Source organism: Enorma massiliensis phI, assembly GCF_000311845.1.
In the GTDB taxonomy this organism is placed as follows: Bacteria; Actinomycetota; Coriobacteriia; order Coriobacteriales; family Coriobacteriaceae; genus Enorma; species Enorma massiliensis.
The window spans coordinates 1,581,744-1,607,085 of sequence record NZ_HE978574.1 but is presented as its reverse complement, the minus strand read 5'-3'; the positions used below and the strand labels follow the sequence as shown (position 1 = coordinate 1,607,085).

The following is a 25,342-nucleotide window of genomic DNA, read 5'->3' as shown; positions in this document are numbered from 1 at the left end:
TGGTATTAGCTCTAGATTGTTTAGCCTCGATACACGAGGCTATTTTGTTTTTGCCTTCATTTCTCTAAGACCTCTCGGCCTCTTTTCGTACCTTGGATTCTGTAAGCCCATATGCAGCTGCTTCCTCCGATCCTGTTTTTGAGCCATATACCCTGCAACTCTCAAATAGCGCAATTTCTGTCCGCACACCCGGACAGTATGATTCGTTGAGGTTGCCATTGTTGGCTGGCAAGATGATATCAGGAGGGATGCAGTATGTCAGATCGAGCGTTTGATATCATCGGGCTGTTTCGCCAGGAGCATAAGCCACTCAGGACGGATGAGTTGGCTGCCCGTCTTGATGTTGGCACCCGTTCGGTACGCCGCTACATTAAACAGGCCAACAGTCTTCTCTCCGGGATTGCGTTAATTGAGCCTACCCATCCGGGAGTCTATGAGCTCAAGGTCATCGATGAGAAGGAGCTTGAACACATTCTTAATGTTTCGCCTCGATCAACTGGTGTGCCGGACTCACCGGAGGAGCGTGTTTCCTATCTTCTGGGTGATTTACTTTCACGTTCAGACTGGGTTACCCTCGATACGCTTTCACAGGCGCTCTATGTATCGCGACGTACCGTTTCAAGCGATCTTCGTACGGTTGAGCTTACGCTCACCCGTTATGGTTTGGAGCTAGAGAGTCGTCCATATCGTGGTATTCGCATCTCTGGCGAGGAGGCACAGAAGCGCCTATGCTTTGCAGATACGTTCTTTCAAAGCGCATTGGATTCTCGGGGTGCAAGTACATTTGGCGTGACGATGGAATCGGTGCAGGCGTGTGTCGACAGCGTGTTACAAGACTCGCAACTTACGTTCAGCAGCATCAATTATCGCAACCTGATTGTGCACGTCGCTGTTGCCATAATGCGCATCCGAGCACATGCATATATTCCAATGGAGGGCTCTTCACTTGAGGAGATTACAGATACGCCTGAATACGCGGCTGCCGAGGCTGTTGCACGTGAACTTGCACGTCAGTTTGCTGTCGACCTTCCGCGTGAAGAGATTGCATATATTGCGCTACATTTTGCAGGAAAGCGGATGTCGTGGGATCGATTGCCAAGCTCGCCGGAAGAAGACCCTTCTCCGTTGATTTCTGAAGAGGTTTGGCAGATTGTTGCCGAGATGATCGAGGAGGTCTGGCAGGTATACCAGCTCGACTTTCGCGATGATCTTGAGTTGCGTATGAATCTCGCTTGCCATGTCGTGCCGCTTGCGGTCCGTCTTCAATATCATATGGTTGCGAAAAATCCGCTTACTGAGGAAATCAAGGCACGGTATCCGCTTGCATGGTCTATGGCTGTTGACGGGTCGCGCGTGCTGGAACGTCACTATGGGTCGTCGTTGAAGGCGCCCGAGATTGGGTATCTTGCTCTCGCATTTGCGCTTGCTATCGAACGCTCCGATGACGATCCTCCCAAGAAAAATGTTCTCGTAGTATGCGCATCTGGTGCCGGAACGGCTCGGTTGCTTGAATATCGTTGCCGCAAGGAGTTCGGCGCGTATATTGATACCATTACGACCTGTGATGCAAGTCAAATCGCGCATATGGACTTCTCGAATATCGACTATGTGTTCACAACGGTTCCACTTACCACTCCGGTGCCAGTTCCTGTGCGCGAGGTGAGTGTATTTCTCGATCAGTCCGATGTTGTGGGCATCATCGAGCTTTTGAGGCGCGAGGATTCAGGCGGTCTCATTCGACATTTCCCGCGTGAGCTATTTTTTGCGCACGTTCATGAGGCGACAAAGGAAGGCATTCTTACCTTTCTGGCTAATGCTGCAATCGAGCGTGTCCATCTTCCTGAGGTCTTTCGGGATCTTGTGTTCGAACGCGAGAAGATTGCCCCGACATCCTTTGGTAATCGCGTTGCCCTGCCGCATCCGGCGTGCGCCGTCTCTTGCGCACCCTTTGTTGCGGTCGGTCTGCTTGATCAGCCGGTTTCATGGGGCGTGCACGAGGTCCAAGCGGTGTTTCTCATCTCCTTTTCGAATGATCCAACATTCAATCCCGACGAATTCAACAGTGGTATCGCTGCGCTGCTTTCAAGCGAGTCGGCAATCGACAGGCTGCTTGAGGAGCGGAAATATGAAACGCTCCAAGAGCTGATGGGCTTGGGCGGTGAACTGTCGCAATAGGGTATCTCGGTGCTGGGCCCGCGCCAGATTGATAGTTTCGTATGCGAGAAGATGGGAGAGGATATGGCGATAAATTCAGGTTTCTTGTGGGGCGGTGCAACGGCATCGTATCAATGTGAAGGGGCCTGGGACGCAGATGGCAAGGTTGAGTCGATTTGGGATTGTTATCTGCATGAGCGCGGGCTTCCCGATGCGGACGTGGCGTGCGACCACTATCACCGATTTCGTGAAGACATCGCGCTTGCTAAAGCGGGCGGTCACACAGCCTACCGCTTTTCGCTCGCGTGGCCACGCATCATCAGCGACCGCGAAGGTACCGTGAATGAACGCGGTATTGCGTTCTATAACGATCTCATCGACTGTTGCATTGAGGCGGGCATTGAACCGTTCGTGACGATCTTTCACTGGGATTTGCCCATGTATTGGGAGGAGCTCGGGGGCTGGACAAGCGATGCGACCGCGTTGGCGTTTGAACACTACGCTCGGGTGTGTTTTGAGGCTTTCGGTGACCGCGTGCGCTTCTGGGTGACGATGAATGAGCCCAAATGGGTTACATCACGCGGTTATATGGGTGGTGATTATCCTCCGTTCCACACGGATGTGCAGGAATACATCCAAGCAGGCTTCCATATTATGTTGGCAAGCGCGCTCGGTGTTCGTGCCTTTCGCGAGGGTGGCTACCAGGGCATGATCGGCATCGTGCATAGCTATACGCCGGTATACGGCGTCGATGACGACATCGAGACGCAGATTGCCGTGCGCTATGCGGACAACTTCAATAACAACTGGGTGCTCGATACCGCCGTTTTCGGCGAGCCGCCCATCGATCTCATTGCGGAACTTGCAAAGACCTATGACATTTCGTGCATGAAGCCCGAGTACCTCAAGATTATGCGCGAGAACACCGTTGATTTTCTTGGGCTCAATTACTATTCGAGCGCGGACATCAAGAAGTACGAAGAGGGCGAGACGCAGGTTACCTACAACACGAAGGGTAAAGGTGGCGGTCGCAGCAAGATTGTAGTCAAAGGCTGGTTTGAACAGGTTAACAGCTCTAAGCACAAAGCGACCGAATGGGGTATGGAGATCAATCCCGAAGGGCTCTATTGGGGTCTCAAGCGTGCTTATGAGAAATACCACGTGCCGCTGTTCCTCACTGAGAACGGCATGGGCTGCTATGAGGATATCGGCGATGACCCGATAGATGATTCTTACCGTATCTCGTTCCTCGAAGATCACATCGCCGCGCTCCTTGACGCCATGGATGACGGCGTCGATATGCGCGGGTACTTCGTGTGGTCGCTTATGGACCTCTATTCCTGGATTAGCGGTATGGAAAAACGATACGGGCTTATCGGGGTGCAGGATGGCACGCTGAAGCGCGTGCCGAAGCGTTCATACGCGTGGTTCAAAGAAGTGATTGCCTCGGGCGGCGACATCGTCAATCGGTCGAACTACCGGACCGAAGCTTCGACCCAAGAGTGATTGAAAGGAAGGATTTCATGGCATCGATCAATGAGACAATCGAACGCAAGCTTTTGCCGATCGCAAACAAGATGGCGAACTGGCGATATCTCAAGGCAATTCGTGACTCGTTCCTAACCTTGCTGCCCATCACGCTCACGGGAGGCATCGCGTCGGTGCTCGGCGCCGCGCCGTTTGCGAAAGAGGAGGCTGAGGGGTTCTTCTATGCGTGGGCGGTGTTCGCCGAGAACGCAAACTTCATACTCACGTGGATCAACACGGTGACTATCGGTGCCCTTGCTTTCTACTTTGGCATCGGCATCACCTACTATCTGTGCCGCCACTATAAGATCAACCCATTCACCCCGCTCCTGGTGAACATCGCGGGCTTCCTCATGCTCGTGGCAGGGCCCCAGTCGCTTGGCTGGGACGGCACGATTGCGGATTTGAGCTATATCGGTGGCAAGGGGCTTATCCCAGCGATGATCATTTCCATTTTCACGGTCGAGGCATACCGTTTCATGACATCGCGGAATTTCGGTCGCATCAAGATGCCGCCGAGCGTTCCCGAGGTTCTGAGCGACACCTTTGCGAACATGGTTCCCTGCTTGGTTCTCATGCTTGTGTTCTCGCTCGGCTTCGTATTCTTCCACAGCATGGGCACCACGATGGCCGGGTTCCTCTATATGGTAATCGCCCCGTCGTTTGCCGCATCCGATAACATCGTGTTCCTCGCACTCGTTACCCTCGTGACGCACTTCCTGTTCTTCTTCGGCATTCACGATACGGCCGTCACCGGCTTCGTCGGTCCTATCCGCGAGAGCAACCTTGCCGTGAACGCTGCTGCTCAGCTTGCCGGAGAGCCGTTGCAATTCATCTACACCACCCCGTTCTGGGTCTACTTCGTGATTATCGGTGGTTGCGGCAGCGTGCTCGCTTTGGGCATTTTGCTGCTGCGTTCTAAGTCGAAGCTGTGCAAGTACGTCGGTCGCATCGGCATCATCCCGAGTTTCTTCGGTATCAACGAGCCAATCGTTTTCGGCCTGCCCGTTGTTTTGAACCCCATTTTCTTCATCCCGTTCATGCTCGCCCCGTTGGTGAACGGTATCGCCGCGTATCTGCTCATGAGTGCGGGCATTCTTGAAAAGACGTTCGCGCTGCTTTCTTGGAACATGCCAAACATCTTCGGCGCGTTCCTCTCCACCATGGACTGGAAGGCCGTGATCTTTATCATCGTGTTCACGATTGTCGATGCTGCCATCTACTATCCATTCTTTAAGGTATATGAGAAGCAGCAGATTCAGCTTGAGACGGAAGGCGAGAGCGAGGAAGACGATGAGTGATGGTGAGACGATGAATGATGTTCAGCTGGCCTGCTTCGACATCATCGCACACGTTGGTGAAGCTAAGTCGTGCTACATGGAGGCGCTCCGGGCGGCCCGCGCCGGTGAGTTCGATCGCGTCGGAGAGCTTATGGAGCGGGGTTCAGAACTTTTCATCGAAGGACACAATACCCACATGGCTCTTATCCAGCGTGATGCGGAATCAGGCGATGTGCCCTCATCGCTCATGCTTATGCATGCGGAAGCGCAGCTCATGGATGGTGAGAGCTGTAAAACGTATGTCAAGGAGTTCATCGAGGTGTATCGGGAACTCCATGCGTTGAGGCCATAGATGCGTGGCTGCACTTGACGTGTGGTTTTGCTGGTCATTTCGGGCGGCGGTTCTACCGCCGCCCCTCCCCAGATGGGCGCGGAGTGTTGTGAGAATTCGGGCGTAGCGCCTGCGCGCCCGAAGCACCTAGACGGTTCAGTCGGCCAAGTGAGAAGAAAGGTGATTTATTATGGAAAAAATTATGCTTGTGTGCAACGGCGGCATGTCGACGAGCATCATGGCTCGCCAGATTCGCGAGGCGTCCAAGGGGCGCTACGAGGTCAAAGCGTACTCAGAGAGCGTATACGCGAACAACCTTGAGGATGACATCAAAGTGATTCTCATCGCGCCTCAGATTCGCTTCCTGGTCGACGATATCCAAAAAATCGCTGGTCCCGACCGTGTGGTTCGGGCAATCGACATGCAGACCTATGGGCTCATGGACGGTAAAAAGGTCACAAAGCTCATCGACAAAATCTATCAGGAGCACAACCTGTGATGGAGCGAAATCGCTCAGGGAACCGCGCCGCGGCGATGATGGAGGGGAGGCTCATTGCTTGCATTATCGCCGCAGGCAGCTTGAATTTCTGCGGCGTGGTGGTCGAGACGTCTATGAACGTGACGTTCCCGGCGCTCATGCGCGAATTCGAGGTCGGTACGGCAACTGTGCAATGGGTTACGACTGCGTATCTGCTCACGCTGGCCGTGTGTATTCCTGTTTTCGCGTATTTGCGCCGGCGCTTCTCCACAAGGGCGCTTTTCATCGGCGCCATCGCGCTTTTTCTGTGCGGTACGGTGGCGGGCGCCATTGCTCCCGCATTTGCGGTGCTTCTCATGGGTCGAGTTCTGCAGGGCGTGGGGGCGAGCATTGGGCTGCCGCTCATGTATGACATCATCATCAATCGTGTTCCCGCTCCGAAGGTCGGCCTCATGATGGGCGTCGCCTCGCTCATCACCGCGGTAGCGCCCACAATCGGACCATCGCTCGGCGGCCTCATGGTGAGCGTGGCGAGCTGGCGCATGATTTTCATAGTGTTAGCTCCCGTCGTGGTTGCGGCACTTGCCCTCGGCCTATCTGGTATGCGCGGAGAGCGCGAGACGCTGCGAGGCACCATTTCGTTTGATGTGCGGGGCTTTTTGCTTTTGGCGTTTGGATTCTCGGCGTTGGTGCTGGGGATCAACGAGGCCGCATTGTCGGGCTGGCTTGGTGTGCGCACCCTTATGCTTTTCGCGCTAGCTGCGGCATTCATCGGGGCTTTCGGGATGCATGCCACCCGCGCAACCGTTCCCGTTCTGAGCATTCGCCCTCTTGCGCAGCGGGGATTCGCCTTCGCGCTCGTCCCCGTGATGGGCGTGCAGCTCATCATTTTGGGACTGGGGTACCTCATCCCCAACTTCGCGCAGCTTGTCTTGGGTGCCGATTCGTTGCAAGCGGGAACCATCATGCTGCCGGGATGCATCTTAGCCGCTTCGCTCTCTCCTCTTTCGGGCAAGCTGTTGGATCGCGTGGGGGCAACCGTTCCGGTATGCACGGGCATGGTTGCCGTCGTGCTCGCGCCCGCTCTCTATGCCATTGCTGGCTCGAGGCTTTCGGTTTCCCTCATGGTTGCGCTTTATGTGCTCTTTGGATTCGGACAGGGAAACACCCTTGGAAACTGCATGACGAACGCGCTGAAGCGCCTTCCCGGCGATCTCGCTGCCGACGGTAATGCGATTGCGAACACCGCACAGCAGCTTGCAAGCGCGTTCGGCACCTCGCTGGCATCGACGTGCGTCGCGTCTGCACAGGCTTCGGGCACCGATATGGCATTCGCCACACTTTCCGGTAGCGTCACGGCATTTTGGATGCTTGCGGTCGTTGGCATAATCGCCGGCGTGGGCTTCTTGCTTTCGCTTCGAGCGGAACAGCAGGATTAGGCAGCTCGGAATGCCACATTGAGGACAGTCCCCAATGTGGCATTTCGAGCGCCGAGAGTACTGCGGTGTAGACCGTGGGAGGGCAGGGCGCCGCTGACCGGTGGACGGCACCGAGCCGTTCGCTTAACATGAAAAGGCTTTTGGTTATCCAAAAGCCTTTTTTTGTATGTAGAGCTCCCAATAATCGTATTCTATATAGTCCAGTAGTTGGCGAGCGCATGGAGGACCTTCCGTGTTTACAGCATTCTTTATCGGGAATATCGCTTCGGGTAAATCGTTGGCGACGCGCTATCTTGCTTCTCGCGGTGCCTGGCGCATTGATCTGGACGATCTTGCGAAGTCACTCTACGAGCCCGAGTCCGAGATCGTTAAGGAACTTGCCTGCGCGTTTGGCATGCATATTCTCGATGAGGACGGCTGCATCATTACTTCCGAGCTCGCTCATTCTGCATTTTGCGACTCTGAGCATACCGAACTTCTCAACCAAATCGTTCATCCCCACGTTAAGGAGCGCCTTGCGCGCATGCTTGTTCCGCCTGTCTGCTGTGCGGCAAGCGGTCCATCATGCAGCCTGGCTGTAGTTGAGATTTCTGTTCCGAAGTCATTCGTTGATGTATTTGATCTCGCGGATGAGGTCGTCGCTATTTCCGCACCTGAGGAGCTGCGCCGCGAGCGCGCCCTTTCCCGTGGAATGCAGCCTCAAGATTTCGATGCGCGCTCGCAGGCGCAACCCTCCGAGGACGAGCTTTGCTCTCTTGCTGATTATGTTATTGAAAATGTAGACGATATGGCCGGCCTTCTTTCTGCTATTGATGCATGGGCGGAGCATCATGATATAGCCCTCAAAGAGCCTTCAGGTGCTTCATTCCGCTTGCAGGAGGTTCAGGATAAGCTGGGAGCTGCTCGTGAGCGCGCTTAGAGCCTTTGGGTGGTTCCGGGTTATTCCGCTTTGCCTCGTCTTGCTTTTCGGGCTCATCTCCTTTGGATATACGAGCGCGCCCTCATTGCTGCTTCGGCCGTTTTATCCCTTGGAGTATCAGGACTATATCAGCAAAGCGAGCGCTCGATATAGCGTCGATCCGTATCTTGTGGCTGCGGTTATCGAGTGTGAGTCGAACTGGAATTCCGAAGCCGAATCATATCGTGGTGCCCAGGGTCTCATGCAGCTCATGCCCGATACGGCGAGCGATATGGTTCGCCTGGGCCTTGTTGATGGCTCGGAGTATGATCCCGAGGACCTTTCCGATGCCGAGACGAATATCATGTTCGGCTGCGCCTACCTTAGATACCTCATCGACTACTTCAACGGCTCGACCGACTATGCAATCGCTGCCTATAATGCAGGGTTGAGTAACGTTGAGGAATGGGCATCGGCTGCTACAGCGCTTCATAACGCGATTACCTTTCCCGAGACGCAGGCATATCTCATTCGCGTGAAAAACGCCCATAAGCGCTATCAGGAGCTCTATGCTGGCACGTTTGAGGGTATGTGAGTAAAAGGAGCCGTATCGTTACGTTTTGACCCTAATTCGGCGTCGTAACCGCGCGTTTCATGCCGCCGCGCCCTGTTTGTGCGGCAGCCAGTTTGAGGAGGTCTCATGAGTTCGTTCGAGGTTGAGCGCGTCGGCGGCGAGCTGCGTCGATTTGGGACGGCGAGCGAGCCTGCGCGCTTCGAGGTCGTGAGCCCCTTTGAGCCTTCGGGCGACCAGCCGCAAGCCATCGCCTCGCTCGTGGAGGGCGTGGAGCGCGGGGACCGCTATCAAGTCCTTCTTGGTGTGACAGGTTCGGGAAAGACCTACACCATGGCGAAGACTATCGAAGCGCTTGGCAAGCCGACGCTCGTCATGGCGCCGAATAAGACGCTCGCGGCCCAGCTGGCAAGCGAGCTCAAGGAGTTCTTTCCCCATAACGCGGTCGTGTACTTCGTCTCCTACTACGACTATTACCAGCCCGAGGCCTATGTGCCGCAGAGCGATACCTATATCGAAAAGGACGCTTCGATTAACGAGGAGGTCGAGATGCTCCGGCATCAGGCGACCTCCCAGTTGCTCTCTCGCAACGACGTGATCGTGGTCGCCTCGGTGTCGTGCATCTACGGTATTGGCTCGCCTGAGGATTACGCTGGCCTTGCGCCGAATGTCGATAAGCGGGAGCCCCTCGAGCGCGACGACTTCATCCATGCGCTCATTGACATCCAATACGACCGCAACGACTTCGATCTGGCGCGAGGCACGTTCCGCGTGCGTGGCGACACCGTCGACGTGTTTCCTCCGTATGCCGAACATCCGCTTCGCTTCGAGTTCTTCGGAGACGAAGTTGAACTCATAGCCGAGATCGACGAAGTCACGGGCGAGATTCTGCGCGAGTACGACGCTATTCCCGTGTGGCCCGCTTCGCACTACGTGACGGAGAAACCCAAGGTGGCCGCTGCGGTGAAATCGATCGAAACCGAGATGGAGCATCGTGTCGCCGAGCTCAAGGCAGCCGACAAGCTTCTTGAGGCGCAGCGCCTGGAGCAGCGCACGAGCTACGACCTTGAGATGCTCGAGACCATGGGCTATTGCAACGGCATCGAGAATTACTCGCGTCACCTCGATGGCCGCAAGCCCGGGGAACCTCCATATACGCTGATTGACTACTTCCCCAAGGACATGATCTGCATCATCGACGAGAGCCATGTTACCGTGCCGCAAATTCGCGGCATGCACGAGGGCGACCGCTCGCGCAAGGTGACGCTCGTGGAACATGGGTTCCGCCTTCCTTCGGCCCTCGATAATCGCCCGCTGCGCTTCGATGAGTTTGAGGCCCGTGTGCCGCAGTTCATCTATGTGAGCGCGACACCGGGCGACTACGAGCTGCGCGTGAGCCAGAACAACGTCGAGCAGATCATTCGACCTACGGGCCTTCTGGACCCTAAGATCGATGTTCGCCCGGTGCATGGTCAGATTGACGACTTGCTCGACGAAATTCGGGTTCGCACCGCTCGCCATGAGCGCGTACTCGTGACGACGCTCACCAAGCGGATGGCGGAAGACCTTACCGACCACATGCTCGATGCAGGCATTAAGGTGAATTACATGCACTCGGATACGGCGACGATGGACCGTGTCGAGATATTGCGCGACCTTCGCCAAGGAAAGATCGATGTGCTCGTAGGCATTAACCTGCTGCGTGAGGGCCTCGACCTGCCTGAGGTATCGCTCGTGGCCATTTTGGACGCCGACAAGGAGGGGTTCCTTCGCAACCGGCGCTCCCTCATCCAGACCATCGGCCGCGCGGCTCGAAACGCCGATGGCGAGGTCATCATGTATGCCGACACCATGACCGATTCCATGCGTGAGGCGATTGACGAGACCAATCGCCGTCGCTCGATACAGATGGCGTTCAACGAGGAGCACGGAATCAAGCCCAAGACAGTTCGCAAGGCCATCAACGACATCTCGAGTTTTATCGCCGAGGCGGCGGAAAACGTTGGCAAGCGCGACCGGTCGCGCGGCGACTCGCTTGGACATGGCGAGTTCTTCACGCCATCGGCCGATGGCGCAGGCGCCGAGGAAGCGCCCGGTGTTACGGCGTCGACGGGGCAGCGCTTGGCCGAGGAGCTCTCCGACCTACCGCGCGATGAGGTGCAGCGCATCGTGGCTACCATGGAGGACGATATGCGGAGCGCTTCCGAAGCGATGGACTTCGAGGAGGCGGCGCGCCTGCGCGATGCAATCGTGCACATCAAGGCGATGCTCGAGGGCGAAAGCGAGGACGCGGTCATGGAGGCGCTGCGCAAGAACGCGCGCAAAGGGTCGAAGTTCGCAAGCGGTCGCAAGCGCCAGGGCGTGCGCTCCAAGATGAAGCATTAGTTTGCGGAGTGCGTCCGGCCTGCGGAGTTTTCGGTGCCGAGCTTCTCGGTGCACGATTCCGCAGAAAATCAGCTTTGCTGATTTCCGGGGATAAGCGTGTCGAGAAGCTCGGTGCCCTTACATCGCGCGGAATTTGGCTTGACGGGCCTCGACGAGGGCGTCGGGCTTAAGGGATGCAAGCTCAGCGAGTTCGTGCGTGACCCGGTCGATGATGCGCTCAGCGAGCTCGCGATGGGTGCCGGAGCTCGCGATGGTGCCGTCAACGATGCCGAGCTCGGCGAGGCGAGGCGCGGTGAGCGCGAGAGCCTCTGCGGCGTCGGCGGCGCGATCGGTGGTCTTCCAGAGAATGGACGCACAGCCCTCGGGGCTTACCACGGAATAGGCTGCATTGTCGAGCATGAGCACGCGGTCGGCAACGGCGAGCGCAAGAGCGCCTCCCGAGCCCCCTTCCCCCACGACGATGCTCACGATGGGTGTCTCGAGCTCAGACATAACGACGAGGTTCGAGGCGATGGCTTCGCCCTGTCCGCGCTCTTCGGCGCCGATTCCGCAGTACGCCCCTGCAGTGTCGATGAGGCAGAGGACGGGCCTTCCGAAGCGCTCAGCCTCCTTCATGAGGCGCTGAGCCTTACGGTACCCCTCGGGGTGGGCGGAGCCGAAGTTGCGCGCGACGCGCTCCTTGGTCGATCGCCCGCGCTCGGTGCCGATGACGGTGAACACCTGGTCGCCGACCCATGCGATGCCGCCCACGATGGCGGGGTCATCGCTGAAGTACCGGTCTCCGTGGAGCTCGATGAATCCGTCGAAGCCGAGCTCGATAAGCTCGAGGGCGGTGGGGTGTTCCACCGAGCGGGCTGCCTGCACGATATCGTATGCGCTCGGAGCTTCATTGCCGCTACGCCGGCGCTTGCGGCCCGCCTTCTTGAGGAGCGTGTGCGGCTCATGTCGCTCGGGCAGAACGTGCGGAGCATCGGCTGCGGGAATGCGTCCGGCGTGGAGCGCGAGGAGCTCGGAGAGGGTTGCGGGGACGTTCTCGCGCTCGACGATAAGGTCGAGAAAGCCGTGCTCGAGCAGGAATTCTGAACGCTGGAAGCCGGCGGGGAGGCGCTTGTGGGTGGTCTGTTCCACGACGCGCGGCCCCGCGAAGCCGATGAGCGCACCGGGCTCGGCGAGGATGATGTCGCCCTCCATGGCGAAGCTGGCCGTCACGCCGCCCGTGGTTGGATCGGTGAGGAGCACGAGGTAGGGGAGGCCCGTCTTGGCGAAGCGCGCACGCGCTCCCGAGACCTTGGCCATCTGCATAAGCGAGGTGGTGCCCTCCTGCATGCGGGCACCACCGGAGACGGTGATACCCACGACCGGCAGGCGAAGCTCAGCGGCTCGTTCAAAGGTGCGGCAGATCTTCTCACCCACGACCGAGCCCATCGAGCCCATCATGAAGTCGCCATCCATGATGAAGATGGCGCAGGGTTCGCCGCCGATCGTGGCGCGCCCGCAGAGTACGGCATCCTTATCGCCCGTTGAACGCTGGGCGCGCTCGAGCTTCTCGATGTAACCGGGAAATGCGAGGATGTCCGTTGCCTCAAGCTCGGCATCCCACTCTTCGAAGCTGCCGGCATCGACGGTGGCCTCGAGGCGCTTTCTCGCGCCAAGGCGCATGTGGTGGCCGCAGCGCGGGCAGACATCGTGCGACGCCTCAAGCTGTTCGAGGTCGATGATGCGCCGGCAACCCGGGCATTTGACGTAGGCACGGCGCTCGGGGAGCTCGATGGGGATGTCCGTCACGGGGCCCTCGAGCTTGTTGATGCCCTTCTGCTTAGTCTTCATAGAGGTGCTCCATCAGGTTCGTGTGATAGATGCCGGAGAGGAACTCGGAGTTCGAGAGGATATCGAGCTGGAGCTCGGTGTTAGCGTCGACGCCGTCGATGATGAGTTCGGTGAGCGCCGAGCGCATCTTGCGGATGGCCTCTTCACGAGTGCCCGCGCGCACGATGAGCTTGCCGAGCATCGAGTCGTAGTACGGTGGCACGACGGCGCCGGGATAGAGAGACGAGTCGAATCGCACCCATGGGCCGTTGGGCACATGCATGGAGTGGATGGTGCCGCAGGAGGGGCGGTAGTCGGGCGCGGGGCCCTCTGCGTTGATGCGGCATTCGATGGCATGGGAGCGCTTTGCGGGCATGATCTCGTCTTGCGCATAGGGGAACTCGACGCCCGCGGCCACGCGAAGCTGCCACTTGACCAGGTCGATATCGGTTACAAACTCGGTGACGGGGTGCTCGACCTGCAGGCGCGTATTCATCTCCATGAAGTAGAAATTGCCGTCGTCTGCGTATAGGTACTCGATCGTGCCCGCCCCTTCGTAGCCGACTGCGCGCGCCAGATTGCGCGCTGCCTCGTACATGCGCTCGCGGATGTCGTCGCGACCCTCGAGGCATGGCGCGGGGCTTTCCTCCAGGAGCTTCTGGTTTCGGCGCTGCACCGAGCATTCACGCTCGCCGAGCGTGACCACGTTGCCATGGGCGTCAGCGAGCACCTGCACCTCGACATGGTGCGCGGGGGCGACGAACTTCTCCATATAGCACTCCCCGTCGCCGAAGGCAGCCTCGGCTTCGGCGTGGGCTTCGGTAAAAGCTTTGCCGGCGTCTTGTGCGCATTCGACCTTTCGGATACCGCGCCCGCCGCCGCCCGCGCGCGCCTTGATGAGAACCGGGCAGCCGATGCGCTCGGCTTCCCGTTCGGCTTCGTCGGCGCTCTTGAGCAGGTCGCAGCCGGGGACGATGGGCACGCCGGCCTCCTTGGCGCAGCGGCGCGCGGCATCCTTGTCGCCCATGCGCTCGATTACTTCGGGCGATGGCCCCACGAACACCACGCCGCATTCGCGGCAACGGCGCGCGAACCCTGCGTTCTCGGAAAGGAAGCCGTAGCCGGGATGGATGGCGGTTGCTCCGCTTGCGACGGCAACAGTCAGGATGGCATCTTCGTTAAGGTAGCTATCTTGCGGACGCGGCCCGCCGATGCAATATGCCTCGTCGGCGAGCTGTACATGGAGCGCGTTCGCGTCGGCCGTGGAGTAGACGGCTACGGTTTGGACGCCCATCTCCTTGCACGCGCGGATGACGCGCACCGCGATCTCGCCGCGGTTGGCGATGAGGATCTTCTTGAACATCGATGCCTCCAAAATTGGCAGTTATTTCAACTATGAACGATTGCGCGGATAATATTTTGCCTGGCGATCGGCGCTCAAGCACAAAACCGCAGGAAAGCGCTTCGTGCGGAGGGACTAAGAGGCTTAATTGAGACGTTTGGGGCGTGGCATGGCGGCCCCAATCGTTCATAGTTGAAATAACTGCCACAAAATTGTGGATTTTCGAAAAAAGTGCGTTGAGGGCAGGCGGGATGAGCGGATGCCTGGCGGCGAAGGTTGCTCCAGGCGCCATCTCGCCCGCCCGCAGCGTATCCGGGCGCTATTCTGCGGGCATGAGGGCGAAAGACATCTCGGCCGTCACGCAGAGCGCATCGCCGACGCGTGCCTCGCCGCTCGCAAAGTAGAAGGGGCCCCGGTGCCGCGTGATCTGGCACGTGAGCTCCACGGTGTCCCCAGGGCGCACGGGGTGCTTGAAGCGAACCTTATCGAGACTCGTGTAGAACGGCGTCACATTTTCCTGTCCGGAAAGGCCATCACCCATGAGCACGCAGCAGTTCTGGGCGAGCATCTCGCAGAGGATCACGCCGGGAACGACGGGGTTGCCGGGGAAATGGCCCTGAACGAAAAACTCGTCGCCCGTGATGGTGATTCGTCCGTGAGCGACGCCGTCGACAACCTCGGCTTCATCAAGCAGGAGCATCGGCTCGCGATGGGGGAGAATCTTCTTGAGCTCGTCGCGCTTCATCTACGCCTCACCGCCCGGGACGATCTTCATGATGCAGGAGCCGAATTCCACGAGGTCCCCGTCCTGGACGCAGATCTCGGCAACGGTACCGTCGGCTTCTGCAACGACCTCGTTCATGAGCTTCATGGCCTCGATGATGCAGAGCGTGTCGCCGACGTGGACCGTGGAGCCCACGCTGACAAACGGGTCGGCGCCGGGTGAGGGAGCTGCATAGAATACACCGACCATCGGGGCCTCGACGGAGATGGTGTTAGAGGCGGTAGGGGCCGGTGCGGTTTCGGCAGCAGGTGCCGGCGCCTCGGTTGGCGCGATGACCGCTGGGGAAGCGGGGGCAGCCGCGGGGGTCGCTGCGGCGGCCATGGGCGCGGCGACCGGGACAGCGATGGCTTCGGGCGCCGGGGCGGTCATGCGCTCCAGCTCGACCACGCGTCCGTCTTCCTCTGAGAGGCGCACGCGCGTAAGGCCATGGTCCTCCATGAGCGCGGCGACCTCGTTGAGCTTCTTTGAATCGATGTGCATGGTTAGTCCTCGTATGCTTTGAACGCCAGAGCCGCGTTGTGCCCGCCGAACCCGAGGTTCGTGGAGAGCGCCCAGCGCACCTGTGCCGAAACGGCCTGGTTGGGGGTGTAATCGAGATCGCACTCGGGGTCGGCCTCGGCGTAGTGGATCGTGGGAGGGATGATTCCCTCGGTGAGCGCGCCGACGCAGGCGATGGCCTCGACGGCCCCCGTCGCGCCGAGCATATGCCCGGTCATGGATTTGGTGGAGGAGATGTGCGCCGCGCGGGCCGCCTCCTCGCCGAGCGCAAGCTTGAAGCCACGCGTCTCGGACGCATCGTTCAGCTTGGTGGAAGTACCGTGGGCGTTGATGTAAAGACCCTCGGCAGCGTCAAGCCCGGTGCCCTCCATGGCCTCGACGATGGCGCGCGTGATGCCGCGCGACTCGGGGTCGGGGCTCGTGATGTGGTATCCGTCGCAGGTGTTGCCGTAGCCCACGACCTCGGCCAGAATCTTGGCTCCGCGCGCACGGGCATGCTCGAGCTCCTCGAGCACGACGATGCCTGCACCCTCGCCCATCACGAAGCCGTCGCGGCCTGCGTCGAACGGACGGCACGCCGTCTCGGGGTCGGGGTTCTTGGTCAGCGCTTTAGCATTCGTGAAACCGGCCACGGCTTCGGGTACGAGCGCTCCCTCGGAGCCACCGGCAACGATGGCGTCGGCGTAGCCGTGCTTGATGGCGCGGAACGCCTCGCCGATCGTGTGTGCCGAGGTGGCACAGGCGGTCACCACGGGCAGGGTGGGGCCATAGAGCTTCTGCCGGATGGCGATTTCGCCGGCTGCCATGTTCGCGATCATCATGGGGATCATGAAGGGCGAGACGCGGCGTGCGCCGCGGGCGCGCATGACGTCGACATTGTCGGTGTAGGATTTCATGCCTCCGATGCCCGAACCAACGTAGACGCCCACGCGGTCGCGATCGCAGGAGCCCTCGGCGTCAAGACCGGCTTGCGCGATGGCTTCGTCGGCGGCGACGAGTGCGTACTGGACGAAGAGATCCATATGGCGTGTGTTGCATCCGAGCCGCTCGGCGCAGTCGAGGTCTTTGACCTCTCCGGCTACCTTGACCTTAAAGTCGGTCGTGTCGAATCGCGTGATGGCGCCGATGCCGTTCTTTCCAGCGATGAAGGCGTCCCAGGTCTCGGTGGCGCTGTTGCCGACGGGCGTGACCGCGCCCATGCCGGTGACGACCACTCTGTGTTCCATGTTCAAACTCCTCTTAGGCGTGCGTGGGACAAAGCGTCAGACTCGTTCGCCGCAAGCTCGTTTCGCCTGCTTCCGTGCGGTTGGGCGAGACGGGGCAAGCGAGCCTGACACCTTGTCCCGTCTGTTGGCGCGCTACATCGCCATGCCGCCGTCGCAGCGGATGACCTCGCCGGTGATGTAAGCTGCGGCATCGCTCGCCAGGAAGCCCACGAGCGCGGCGATCTCCTCGGGGCTCGCGAGCCTGCCGAGTGGAATCTGCTGCTCGTATGCCGTGCGGGCGGCCTCGGGAAGGGCGGCGGTCATATCGGTCTCAACGAATCCGGGCGCAACGGCGTTGACCGTGACGTTTCGCCCGGCGAGCTCGCGGGCGACGGATTTGGTGAGGCCGATGAGGCCTGCTTTGGAGGCGGCGTAGTTTACCTGGCCCGCATTGCCCATGAGCCCCACAACGGAACTCATGTTGATGATGCGGCCGCCGCGCTGGCGCATGAACTGCCGCGTGAGGGCGCGCACCAGGTGATAGGCGCCTTTGAGGTTGACGTCGATAACGCGTTCGAAGTCGTCCTCCTTCATGCGGGCCAAGAGCGTGTCGCGCGTGACACCGGCGTTGTTGACGAGCGCCCACACGCCGCCGAAGTCGGCGATGACCTGCTTGATGGTGGCATCGACCTCCTCGGCGGAGGCGACATCGCAGCGATAGGCACGGGCAGCCTGCCCGAGTTCCTCCACAGCGGCGACGGTGTCCTGGGCGGCTTCCTCATTGCCGGCGTAGACCACAGCGATGTCCATGCCGGCGCGGGCGAGCTCGAGGCAGATGGCGCGACCGATGCCGCGCGAACCACCCGTCACGAGCGCTACGCGGCGCGCGCCGGCGGATGCAGTGGTTTCGGTGGCAGCCATCTTATGCCTCCTTCGCGTCGGTCATGCCGAGCGCCTCGAGTACGGCGTCGAGCTGCTCGGGTGTCTCGCAGGTAAGCGCGGTCGCGCCTTTGAGGGTGCGCTTCACGAGGCCGGTGAGCGTTTTGCCCGGGCCCACCTCGATGAAGGTGTCGATGCCACGGCCCTCGAGCTCGTGCAGGGTGCGGACCCATTGCACGGGGTGAGACACCTGCTCGGCAAGGAGCGCGGCGCGCGCCGTAGCGTCCTCGGTGGCGTTGCCTGCGGGGTAGGCCTCGGCGGTGCGGTTTGCGATGACGGGCACCTGCGGTGCTGCCGGGGCATGGCCCTCGGCGAGGTAGGCGGCCAGGTTCTCGGACGCTTCGGCCATATTCGGGCTGTGGAACGCTCCAGAGACGGCGACGGGCATCGAGCGGCCCTTGGCGTCGCGCACAAGGGCGTCGAGCTTCTCGAGTGCTGCTGGCGCTCCGGCAACCACGGTCTGCTGCGGGCTGTTGTAGTTCACGGGCCATGCTTCGCCCGCCTGCTGGGCGAGCCCCTCCACCGTCTCTGCATCGAGCTTCAGGATGGCGCGCATAGCACCGGGGTGTGCCTCGGCGGCAGCGGCCATGAGCTCAGCGCGGTGGCATACGAGCGCGAAGCCCTCAGCGTCGGTATAGGAGCCGGCAAAGGTGAGCGCAGCCACCTCGCCAAGCGAGAAGCCGGCAACGGCGGCAGGTGTCACGCCATGCGCTTCGAGCGCGCGGGCGCAGGCGAGGTCGGCGGCGAAGACGCACGGCTGGGTGTTCGCCGTGTCGTTGAGCTCCTCCTGGGTGCCCTCGAAGCACTGGGCGCTCGTGCCGGGGCGCACGGCGTCCGCCGTCTCGAAGACGGCGCGGGCGGCGGGCTCGCGCTCGGCAAGCTCCATGCACATGCCGGGGTGCTGTGCGCCCTGGCCCGCGAACAGGAATGCTACCTGACCCATGCGGGAGCCTCCTTCAGGAGCTTCTCGGCACCGTTCACAAGGTCGTCCACGATCTCGGCAGCGCTCTGGCGCTCGTGCACCATGCCGGCGATCTGGCCGCACATGAACGAGCCTTCCTCGTAGTTGCCGTCCTTGGCGGCCTTGCGCAGCGCGCCCGCTCCCATCTGCTCAAGCTCTTCAACGGGGGCCCCTTCGTTCTCCTTCTTTGCGAAGGTGGTGGTGAAGGGGGTCTTGAGGCAGCGGACGGCGTGCCCGGTACGACGGCCGGTCACGATGGTCGAGATGTCCTTGGCCTTGAGCACGCGCTCCTTGTACTCCTCGGAGACGGTGCACTCGTTGGCCACGAGGAAGCGCGTGCCCACCTGGACGCCCTGGGCGCCCAGCATGAGGGCCGCTGCCATACCGCGTCCGTCGCCGATGCCGCCGGCAGCGATGACGGGGATCTTCACGGCGTCAACGACCTGCGGGACGAGCGCCATCGTCGAAGCGTCGCCCACGTGGCCGCCGGACTCGCCGCCCTCGGCCACGACGGCCGTGGCTCCGGCGCGCTCGACCATGCGGGCCAGGCCCACCGAGGCGCAGACCGGTACGACCTTGATCCCTGCGGCCACCCAAGCCTTCATGTACTTGGTGGGGTTGCCGGCGCCGGTGACCACGACGGGCACCTGCTCGTCGATGACCACTTGGGCAACTTCGTCGGCAAACGGGCTCATGAGCATCACGTTCACGCCGAAGGGCTTATCGGTTTTGGCGCGAAGCTCGTGGATCTCGTTGCGGAGCCATTCGGCGTTCGCGTTCATGGCAGCGATGATTCCCAGGCCACCCGCCTCGGAGACGGCAGAGGCAAGGCTCGCGTCGGCGATCCAGGCCATGCCGCCTTGGAAGACGGGCTTTTCGATGCCCAGAAGGTCGCAGATGGGGGTGTGGAGCATGTTAGTTCTCCATGAGGGACTCGACGAGCTCGACGAACTCGCCCACGGTCTCCGGGTTGGAGTCGGTCTCGATCTCGATGTCGAACTCGTCCTCGCAGGCGATGACGGCCTCGACGGTGGCGAGGGAGTCGAGGCCCGCGTCGGCGAGCTTGGTCTCGGGGGTGAGCTCCATGTCGGCGGTGCCGCCGTTGTCGCGGATGATGTCGCAGATGCGCTCGAAGGTGGTGGACTCAGCCATGGTGTACTCCTTTACGGTTGGTATCTTCCCGGCGCCCGTTGCGCCGTGGACAACAAGGGTGGTGCACGAAACGAGACAGTTGTACCGGGTCAATCTGTCTCATCCGTCTCATAGAACGCGGTCAGCTCCAGCGCATAAGGCATGAGCCGGTGTCGAGCCCGGCGCCAAAGCCCACGAGGGCGATGAGCTCGCCCTGCTTGAGCTCGCCGTTGCGGGCGAGGGTGTCGATGGTATAGGGGATGCAGGCGCTCGAGATGTTTCCCGTGTGCGCGAGCGTGCGCGCAACCTTGGTATCGTCGAGCCCGAGCCGCGCGCTCGCTGCCGCGAGGATGCGCTCGTTGGCCTGGTGAAAGATGAAGTGGTCGATTGCAGAGACCTCGATGCCCGCCTGTTCGCAAAGGCCGTTCACGGCGTCGCAGATGGTGGTGACGCCGAATTTGAACACCTGCTGCCCCTTCATGGTGAGGGAGCAGGCCTGGGTCGTTGAACCGGCCGAGCGCGCGTCGTTCCCGTCGCGGGTCTCGTCGAACGGAGAGGTCCCTGCGATGCCGGGTACGGCGAGGGCGGTGAGGTTCGGCTTGCATGCCAGGTTGATCGCGAGCGGGCTCTCGCCGCCCGCCTCCACGACGCACGCCGCCGCACCGTCGCCAAAGAGCACGCAGGTAGCGCGATCGGACCAATCGAGGATGCGTGACATCTTCTCGGCCGAGACGATAAGGGCGCGCTGGCTGCGCCCGCGAGCAAAGAAGCCGTCTGCGATATCGAGCGCGAAGACGAAGCCGGCGCATGCGGCAGACACGTCGAAGGCGGGGCAGTCCACGCCGAGGCCCTCGGCGATGGCGCAGGCTTCGGCGGGCATGAGATGATCGCCGGAGGTCGTCGAGCACACGATGAGGTCGATGTCGGCGGCGGTGATCCCGGCCGCATCGAGCGCACGCCGGCATGCGGCGATCGCAAGCTCGTCAAGGGTCTCCGTGGTGCAGATGCGACGCTCGCGGATGCCTGTACGGGCGGCAATCCATTCGTCTGAGGTGTCGAGAAAGCTCGAAAGCTCATCGTTGGTGACGGATCGCTGCGGCAGCGCCGAGCCCGTTCCGGTGATGTGGAAGGCCATGATCCTCCATGCTCGCGGTGCAATTCGAAGCAAGCGATGTCACGCCTGCTTATTGACGAAATGTTAATTAACGTCAACCATTATAATGCTAGCGAAGAACTGCCTCGCACGGGGGCGCTCAGGGCGAAATTTGCGCTTCGCGGCGCTCTATTCCACGGGATGTTCACGTTTGACATATGGTCAACGTACGCGCTCTAGCAGGTCATTTGCAGGTGCTCGACGGCGTGATGCCGGGGCTGTTGCCTAGCGTGCGGCGGCTTTCTGGCTAAGCTCCGCCAGCACGGCGTCGGCACAGCGGAGCCCGTCGGTCGCAGCGCTCATGATGCCGCCGGCGTAGCCCGCGCCCTCGCCACAAGGGTAGAGCCCGGGCGCGTCGAGCGCTGCGCAGCTGCGGTCGCGCGCTACGGTTACGGGCGAGCTCGAGCGCGATTCGACACCCGTGAGCACGGCGTCGGCCACGTTGAATCCCTTGAGCTTGCGGTCGAGCGCCGGGATGCCTAGGCGCAGCGTCTCGATGACGTGTGCGGGCAGCGTTCTGTCGAGCTCGGTCCATGTGACTCCGAGCGGGTAGGTGGGGGCGACCGTGCCCGGCCCTTCGCTTGGACGGCGCTTCAGGAAGTCTCCGACGAGCTGCGCAGGGGCACGGAAGCTGCCCCCGCCAAGCTCGTAGGCGCGCTGCTCGCAGGCGCGTTGGAGCGCCACGGCGGCAAGCGGGTCGTCGCCGGGAAGGTCCTGCGGGGTGATGTTTGCCAGAAGGGCCGAGTTGGCGTTCTTTCCGTCGCGGGCGTAGAGGCTCGCGCCGTTCGTAACCACGCCCCCCGGTTCCGATGCTGCGGCAACAACCTGGCCGCCGGGGCACATGCAAAACGAGAACAGGCTCCGCCCGTTGGGCAGATGGGCGACGAGCTTGTAGGGCGCGGCTCTGAGCGCGCGGTGCCCGGCCGCCGGCCCGTATTGCGCGCGGTCGATTGCGCTCTGCAGGTGTTCGATGCGCACGCCCATGGCGAACGTTTTGCGCTGGACGGCGAAGCCGCGGTGCAGGAGAAGCTCGAACACGTCGCGGGCGGAGTGCCCGCAGGCGAGGATGAGCTGGTCGCACGGTATGCGCTCGCTGCGAGCGCTTTCCTGGCGCAAGGCCGCCCTATCCGCCTCGGGGCGTTTAAGCGAGAGGGGGTCAAGGCCGCCCGCCCCGCCTTCCACGACGATGGCCGTGATGGCGCCCGCTGCGGGGCGCTCTCGCTCGATATCGACGAGCTTCGTGCGGAAGCGCACCTCGCCTCCGAGCGCGCGGATGCGCTCGACGATCCGCGTGACCACGGTGGGGAGGATGTCCGAGCCCACGTGCGGCTTGGCGTCCCAGAGAATCTCGCGGGGCGCACCGGCCTCAACGAGCGTCTCGAGGATGTAGCGATGGGCGGCGTTCTTCGTGCCCGTGTTGAGCTTTCCGTCAGAAAACGTGCCGGCGCCGCCGAGCCCGAACTGAATGTTGCTCTCGGGGTCGAGCGTTGCGGTTTGGTTGAAGCGCTCGATGGCCTGGGTTCGCCTGGTTGCATCGTCGCCCCGTTCGATGAGGAGGGGTTCCAGGCCCGCCTCGGCGAGCCTGAGCGCGGCGAAGAGGCCGGCGCAGCCGGCGCCTACGACGACGGGGCGCGTTCCGGGCAGGGTCGAGATGCGCGGCGCGGAAACGCTCGGGTCCGGCGAGACGATGCGAACGCGGCGGCGGTCGCGCTCGGGCACGCGGGCGAGCATCGCGTTCTCATCGACTCCTTCGGCGAATCGTATGCGCACCGTGAGCACGATGTGCACGTCAGATTTGCGCCTGGCGTCGATGGAGCGGCGCCGGAGCTCGATGTGGGCAAAGTAGTGGGGGAGGCAGGTGAAGAGGCGCACAGCATCGATGAGGCCCACGGCGAGGCAGCTCTGCTCGGCGGCTCCCTGCGCGAGGGTCGCGCGAATGTCAGAGATCTCGATCATGGGCTCAGCGCCTCCATTCATTTCGTCTCAAGCTCATAGGGGCGGTATGCAGGCGAGGTGCCCGCACGGCGAGGGCGTGGCAGCCTATGGTCTCGTTGCACGCGCAGCGGACCTGCCGGCGCATGTCCCAGAAATCCAAGCCCATGCTAGATTGTACCCTCCGCAATCCGCGTCCATATCAAGGGCCTCTCCGCAGGCGAAGAGCGTGCCGGCTGCTGCGGCGTTGCCCGGGTGCGTCACCGAGAGCGTGGAGAGGTCGATCGCGCTGAAGGGGATTCCCCCGCGCTTAACTTGGGCGACGCCCGTCTCGGTGCGCCCGTTAGCGCGAAAGCCCAGGTGCTTGGCTGCGCGGGCGCAACCTTCGCGGGTGCCGCCGCCCAGCAAGATGACCGCTCTCCCGAGCGCGGGGGCGAGCATGCCGTCGAACCAGCGGTAAGCGCGCGGGCCCATGTCTCCGACCACGCGCTCTCGCATGCGGAAGGCGTCGGCAAGTGCCGGTTCGGGCGTATCGGGAAACAGGTCGACCTCGATGCGGTCGCCCGTCTCGACCCGGCGCGAAAGGTTGAAGGTAACCACGCCCGAAAGGCCGTACGAGCGGAAGAGCACCTCGCCGCGTTCCCGCCAAACGAGCTCGCCGTCACGCAAGAGCGAAAGCTCGGCTTCGGCCCTGAGGCCGTCGAGGCGTGCGAGGAGGTCAGCGCCAGCACGTCCCCGGTCGTCGAGCGGCGTGCAGGAAACGGGGCAGAGCACGGGGGATTCCTCAAGGTGAGGCAGGTCGAAGAGCTGGCAGACGCCCTCGCTCGAGCCGCCGGGGGCAAGCACGACCGTTCGCGCGAACAGGGCGTGGGAGCGCTTGGGTGCAACGGAGAGCGCCTTGCGGAGCGCACGGAGCTCGGCCTTGGCATCGCGCGCTCGGTGGGCGCGCAGCGGCCGCGTAGGCGCGAGGACGTCGAGCTTCCATGCGCCGCGTTCAGCCGTCTCCGCTTTCCGGGGCTCTTGCACCGCGCTGTTCTCCCTCCATGTCGCGCGCACGGGCTCGCAGCAGCAGATGAGCTCGACGCCCTCGCGCTCGCAAGCGGCGAGGAGCGCATCGCGCACCGATTCTGCGCGCTTGCTCATGGGGAAGAGGAGGTTTCCCTCGCGGCAGGTTGCCAGGCCGATCGAATGGAACCATGCGGCGAGGTCTTCCTCGGGCGTGGCACCCATCACGGTGCGAGCAGCCTCGGGGTGCCGATAATGGCCCGGATGCAGCAAGGTGTTCGAGAGGTTGCAGCGTCCGTTGCCGGTAGAGAGGATGGGGAGGCCGCAGGCCACATCGCGTTCCACGACAGCCGTCTGTGCCCCCGTGCGGGCAGCGGAGAGGGCGGCGGCGAGGCCGGATGCCCCACCGCCGATCACGATGACGTCATATGGCTCAACTTCGGTACGCGGCATGCTGCTCCTGGTCGTCATGGTTGGGAAATGGGCGAGGGCCCTTGCCGCTCGACTTCGCATCGATGCGGCGAACGGGCGAGGCGAAGGCGCCTGCCATGGATGTCGAATGACAGCAGGGCCACGTGCGCCGTTTGACGCTCACGGCTCCACTGCCGGTTCTTCGTCTGCGGTTACGCCTCTGGCTCAGCGGGCTCGGCATCTGCGTTCGCGCGCACCTCGACCGCCTCGCAAACGGCGAGCGCCTCAGGAAGAAGCCCCATGGGCAGCGCAGATTCGATGGTGCCTTCGTCGCAGGCGGCTGCGAGCGCGGGGTCGATGGGAAGGCGGCCGAGGACCTTGAGGCCATAGCCCGCCGCCACCTCGTCGAGGTTGCTCTGCCCGAAGACCTCGATCTTACGGCCGCAATCCGGGCAGGTGATATAGCTCATGTTCTCGATGATGCCGAGAATCGGCACGTGCATCTTCTCGGCCATGTTCACGGCTTTGGCGACGATCATGGATACGAGGTCCTGCGGGCTCGTGACTACGACGATGCCGTCGACCGGAAGCGATTGGAACACGGTGAGCGCAACATCGCCCGTGCCCGGGGGCATGTCAACAAGGAGGTAGTCGAGCGGGCCCCAGGAGGTATCGCTCCAGAACTGGCGGATGGCGCCCGCGATGACGGGCCCGCGCCAGAGCACCGGATCGGTCTCGCGCTCGAGCAGGAGGTTCGAAGACATGACCTTGATGCCGGTGGCGGATATCTCGGGAAGGAGGAGCTTGCCGAGGCCGCTCGCCCGCTTGCCGCTCATGCCCATCATCTTGGGGATGGAGGGGCCGGTGATGTCGGCGTCGAGGATGCCGACCGTGTGTCCGCGGCGGCTCAGTTCGATGGCGAGCGCCCCGGTTACGAACGACTTGCCCACGCCTCCCTTGCCCGAAAGCACGGCGATAACGTGCTTCACCTCGGAAAGGCTGTTCTCCTCGAATTGCGTGGGAGCAGTCTGGCCGCCGGCGGCGGCTGCATGCTCGCAAGAAGCCATGGGACGTCCTTTCATGTAGAGCCCGGCTGCGGGCCGGGCGAACGT

The 25,342-nt window shown here is 61.7% G+C and carries 22 protein-coding genes; 9 read left to right on the top strand and 13 right to left on the bottom strand.

The genetic code is table 11. The annotated features are described in order from the left end of the window. The first annotated feature begins 255 nt into the window (after nt 1-255). The 9 genes from HGEM_RS10030 (at nt 256) to uvrB (ending at nt 11,063) form a co-directional block, all read left to right on the top strand. On the top strand, nt 256-2,175 hold the full coding sequence (locus tag HGEM_RS10030; RefSeq protein ID WP_019128669.1) for a BglG family transcription antiterminator: 1,920 nt from the start codon (nt 256-258) through the stop codon (nt 2,173-2,175). Between the two features lie 63 nt (nt 2,176-2,238). Beyond that, entirely contained in the window at nt 2,239-3,660 is a 1,422-nt protein-coding gene (locus HGEM_RS06750) for a glycoside hydrolase family 1 protein (RefSeq protein ID WP_154646809.1), read from the top strand. Between the two features lie 17 nt (nt 3,661-3,677). Next, nucleotides 3,678-4,982 (top strand): PTS sugar transporter subunit IIC, encoded by a 1,305-nt coding sequence (locus HGEM_RS06745; protein WP_019128667.1) that lies wholly within the window; start codon nt 3,678-3,680, stop codon nt 4,980-4,982. Beyond that, nucleotides 4,975-5,313, top strand: a complete 339-nt coding sequence (locus tag HGEM_RS06740; RefSeq protein ID WP_019128666.1) for a PTS lactose/cellobiose transporter subunit IIA — start codon at nt 4,975-4,977, stop codon at nt 5,311-5,313. Before HGEM_RS06745 ends, HGEM_RS06740 begins: the two co-directional genes overlap by 8 nt. Nucleotides 5,314-5,482: 169 nt before the next feature. Next, nucleotides 5,483-5,791 carry a PTS sugar transporter subunit IIB gene (locus tag HGEM_RS06735; protein ID WP_019128665.1) on the top strand — a complete coding sequence of 103 codons (309 nt, stop codon included), beginning with the start codon at nt 5,483-5,485 and terminating at the stop codon, nt 5,789-5,791. Further along, a complete protein-coding gene (locus tag HGEM_RS06730; RefSeq protein ID WP_019128664.1) occupies nt 5,791-7,209 on the top strand; it encodes an MFS transporter in 1,419 nt (472 codons plus the stop codon). Before HGEM_RS06735 ends, HGEM_RS06730 begins: the two co-directional genes overlap by 1 nt. A gap of 232 nt (nt 7,210-7,441) precedes the next feature. Then, a complete protein-coding gene (gene coaE, locus HGEM_RS06725; protein WP_019128663.1) occupies nt 7,442-8,128 on the top strand; it encodes a dephospho-CoA kinase in 687 nt (228 codons plus the stop codon). Continuing rightward, nucleotides 8,115-8,702 (top strand): lytic transglycosylase domain-containing protein, encoded by a 588-nt coding sequence (locus tag HGEM_RS06720; RefSeq protein ID WP_019128662.1) that lies wholly within the window; start codon nt 8,115-8,117, stop codon nt 8,700-8,702. Before coaE ends, HGEM_RS06720 begins: the two co-directional genes overlap by 14 nt. A 105-nt stretch (nt 8,703-8,807) precedes the next feature. After that, nucleotides 8,808-11,063 carry an excinuclease ABC subunit UvrB gene (gene uvrB, locus HGEM_RS06715; RefSeq protein WP_019128661.1) on the top strand — a complete coding sequence of 752 codons (2,256 nt, stop codon included), beginning with the start codon at nt 8,808-8,810 and terminating at the stop codon, nt 11,061-11,063. Nucleotides 11,064-11,180: 117 nt separating this feature from the next. Here the strand turns inward: uvrB and HGEM_RS06710 are convergent, their stop codons facing one another. The 13 genes from HGEM_RS06710 to HGEM_RS06650 all read right to left on the bottom strand — a co-directional run bounded on the left by HGEM_RS06710 (nt 11,181) and on the right by HGEM_RS06650 (nt 25,297). Next, nucleotides 11,181-12,890, bottom strand: coding sequence for an acetyl-CoA carboxylase carboxyl transferase subunit (locus HGEM_RS06710; RefSeq protein WP_019128660.1), 1,710 nt, complete (start codon nt 12,888-12,890; stop codon nt 11,181-11,183). Further along, nucleotides 12,880-14,232 carry an acetyl-CoA carboxylase biotin carboxylase subunit gene (locus HGEM_RS06705; protein WP_019128659.1) on the bottom strand — a complete coding sequence of 451 codons (1,353 nt, stop codon included), beginning with the start codon at nt 14,230-14,232 and terminating at the stop codon, nt 12,880-12,882. The genes HGEM_RS06710 and HGEM_RS06705 overlap by 11 nt, the downstream gene beginning before the upstream one ends. A 298-nt stretch (nt 14,233-14,530) precedes the next feature. Further along, entirely contained in the window at nt 14,531-14,956 is a 426-nt protein-coding gene (locus HGEM_RS06700; protein WP_019128658.1) for a 3-hydroxyacyl-ACP dehydratase FabZ family protein, read from the bottom strand. Beyond that, nucleotides 14,957-15,475 carry an acetyl-CoA carboxylase biotin carboxyl carrier protein gene (gene accB, locus HGEM_RS06695; RefSeq protein ID WP_019128657.1) on the bottom strand — a complete coding sequence of 173 codons (519 nt, stop codon included), beginning with the start codon at nt 15,473-15,475 and terminating at the stop codon, nt 14,957-14,959. Nucleotides 15,476-15,477: 2 nt separating this feature from the next. Beyond that, nucleotides 15,478-16,719, bottom strand: coding sequence for a beta-ketoacyl-ACP synthase II (gene fabF / locus HGEM_RS06690; protein ID WP_019128656.1), 1,242 nt, complete (start codon nt 16,717-16,719; stop codon nt 15,478-15,480). Nucleotides 16,720-16,851: 132 nt separating this feature from the next. After that, entirely contained in the window at nt 16,852-17,619 is a 768-nt protein-coding gene (gene fabG, locus HGEM_RS06685; protein WP_019128655.1) for a 3-oxoacyl-[acyl-carrier-protein] reductase, read from the bottom strand. 1 nt (nt 17,620) lies between these two features. Beyond that, nucleotides 17,621-18,580: an ACP S-malonyltransferase gene (locus tag HGEM_RS06680; protein ID WP_019128654.1), complete on the bottom strand. Its 960-nt coding sequence runs from the start codon at nt 18,578-18,580 to the stop codon at nt 17,621-17,623. Next, nucleotides 18,568-19,512 (bottom strand): enoyl-[acyl-carrier-protein] reductase FabK, encoded by a 945-nt coding sequence (gene fabK / locus HGEM_RS06675; RefSeq protein WP_019128653.1) that lies wholly within the window; start codon nt 19,510-19,512, stop codon nt 18,568-18,570. The genes HGEM_RS06680 and fabK overlap by 13 nt, the downstream gene beginning before the upstream one ends. A 1-nt stretch (nt 19,513) precedes the next feature. Further along, nucleotides 19,514-19,750 (bottom strand): acyl carrier protein, encoded by a 237-nt coding sequence (locus HGEM_RS06670; RefSeq protein WP_019128652.1) that lies wholly within the window; start codon nt 19,748-19,750, stop codon nt 19,514-19,516. A 121-nt stretch (nt 19,751-19,871) separates the two neighbouring features. After that, nucleotides 19,872-20,864, bottom strand: coding sequence for a beta-ketoacyl-ACP synthase III (locus HGEM_RS06665; RefSeq protein WP_019128651.1), 993 nt, complete (start codon nt 20,862-20,864; stop codon nt 19,872-19,874). A gap of 243 nt (nt 20,865-21,107) precedes the next feature. After that, nucleotides 21,108-22,838 carry an NAD(P)/FAD-dependent oxidoreductase gene (locus HGEM_RS06660; protein WP_019128649.1) on the bottom strand — a complete coding sequence of 577 codons (1,731 nt, stop codon included), beginning with the start codon at nt 22,836-22,838 and terminating at the stop codon, nt 21,108-21,110. Nucleotides 22,839-22,922: 84 nt separating this feature from the next. After that, nucleotides 22,923-24,332, bottom strand: coding sequence for an FAD-dependent oxidoreductase (locus HGEM_RS06655; RefSeq protein ID WP_476728939.1), 1,410 nt, complete (start codon nt 24,330-24,332; stop codon nt 22,923-22,925). Nucleotides 24,333-24,442: 110 nt separating this feature from the next. Continuing rightward, nucleotides 24,443-25,297 carry an Mrp/NBP35 family ATP-binding protein gene (locus HGEM_RS06650; protein WP_019128647.1) on the bottom strand — a complete coding sequence of 285 codons (855 nt, stop codon included), beginning with the start codon at nt 25,295-25,297 and terminating at the stop codon, nt 24,443-24,445. Between the last annotated feature and the right edge of the window lie 45 nt (nt 25,298-25,342).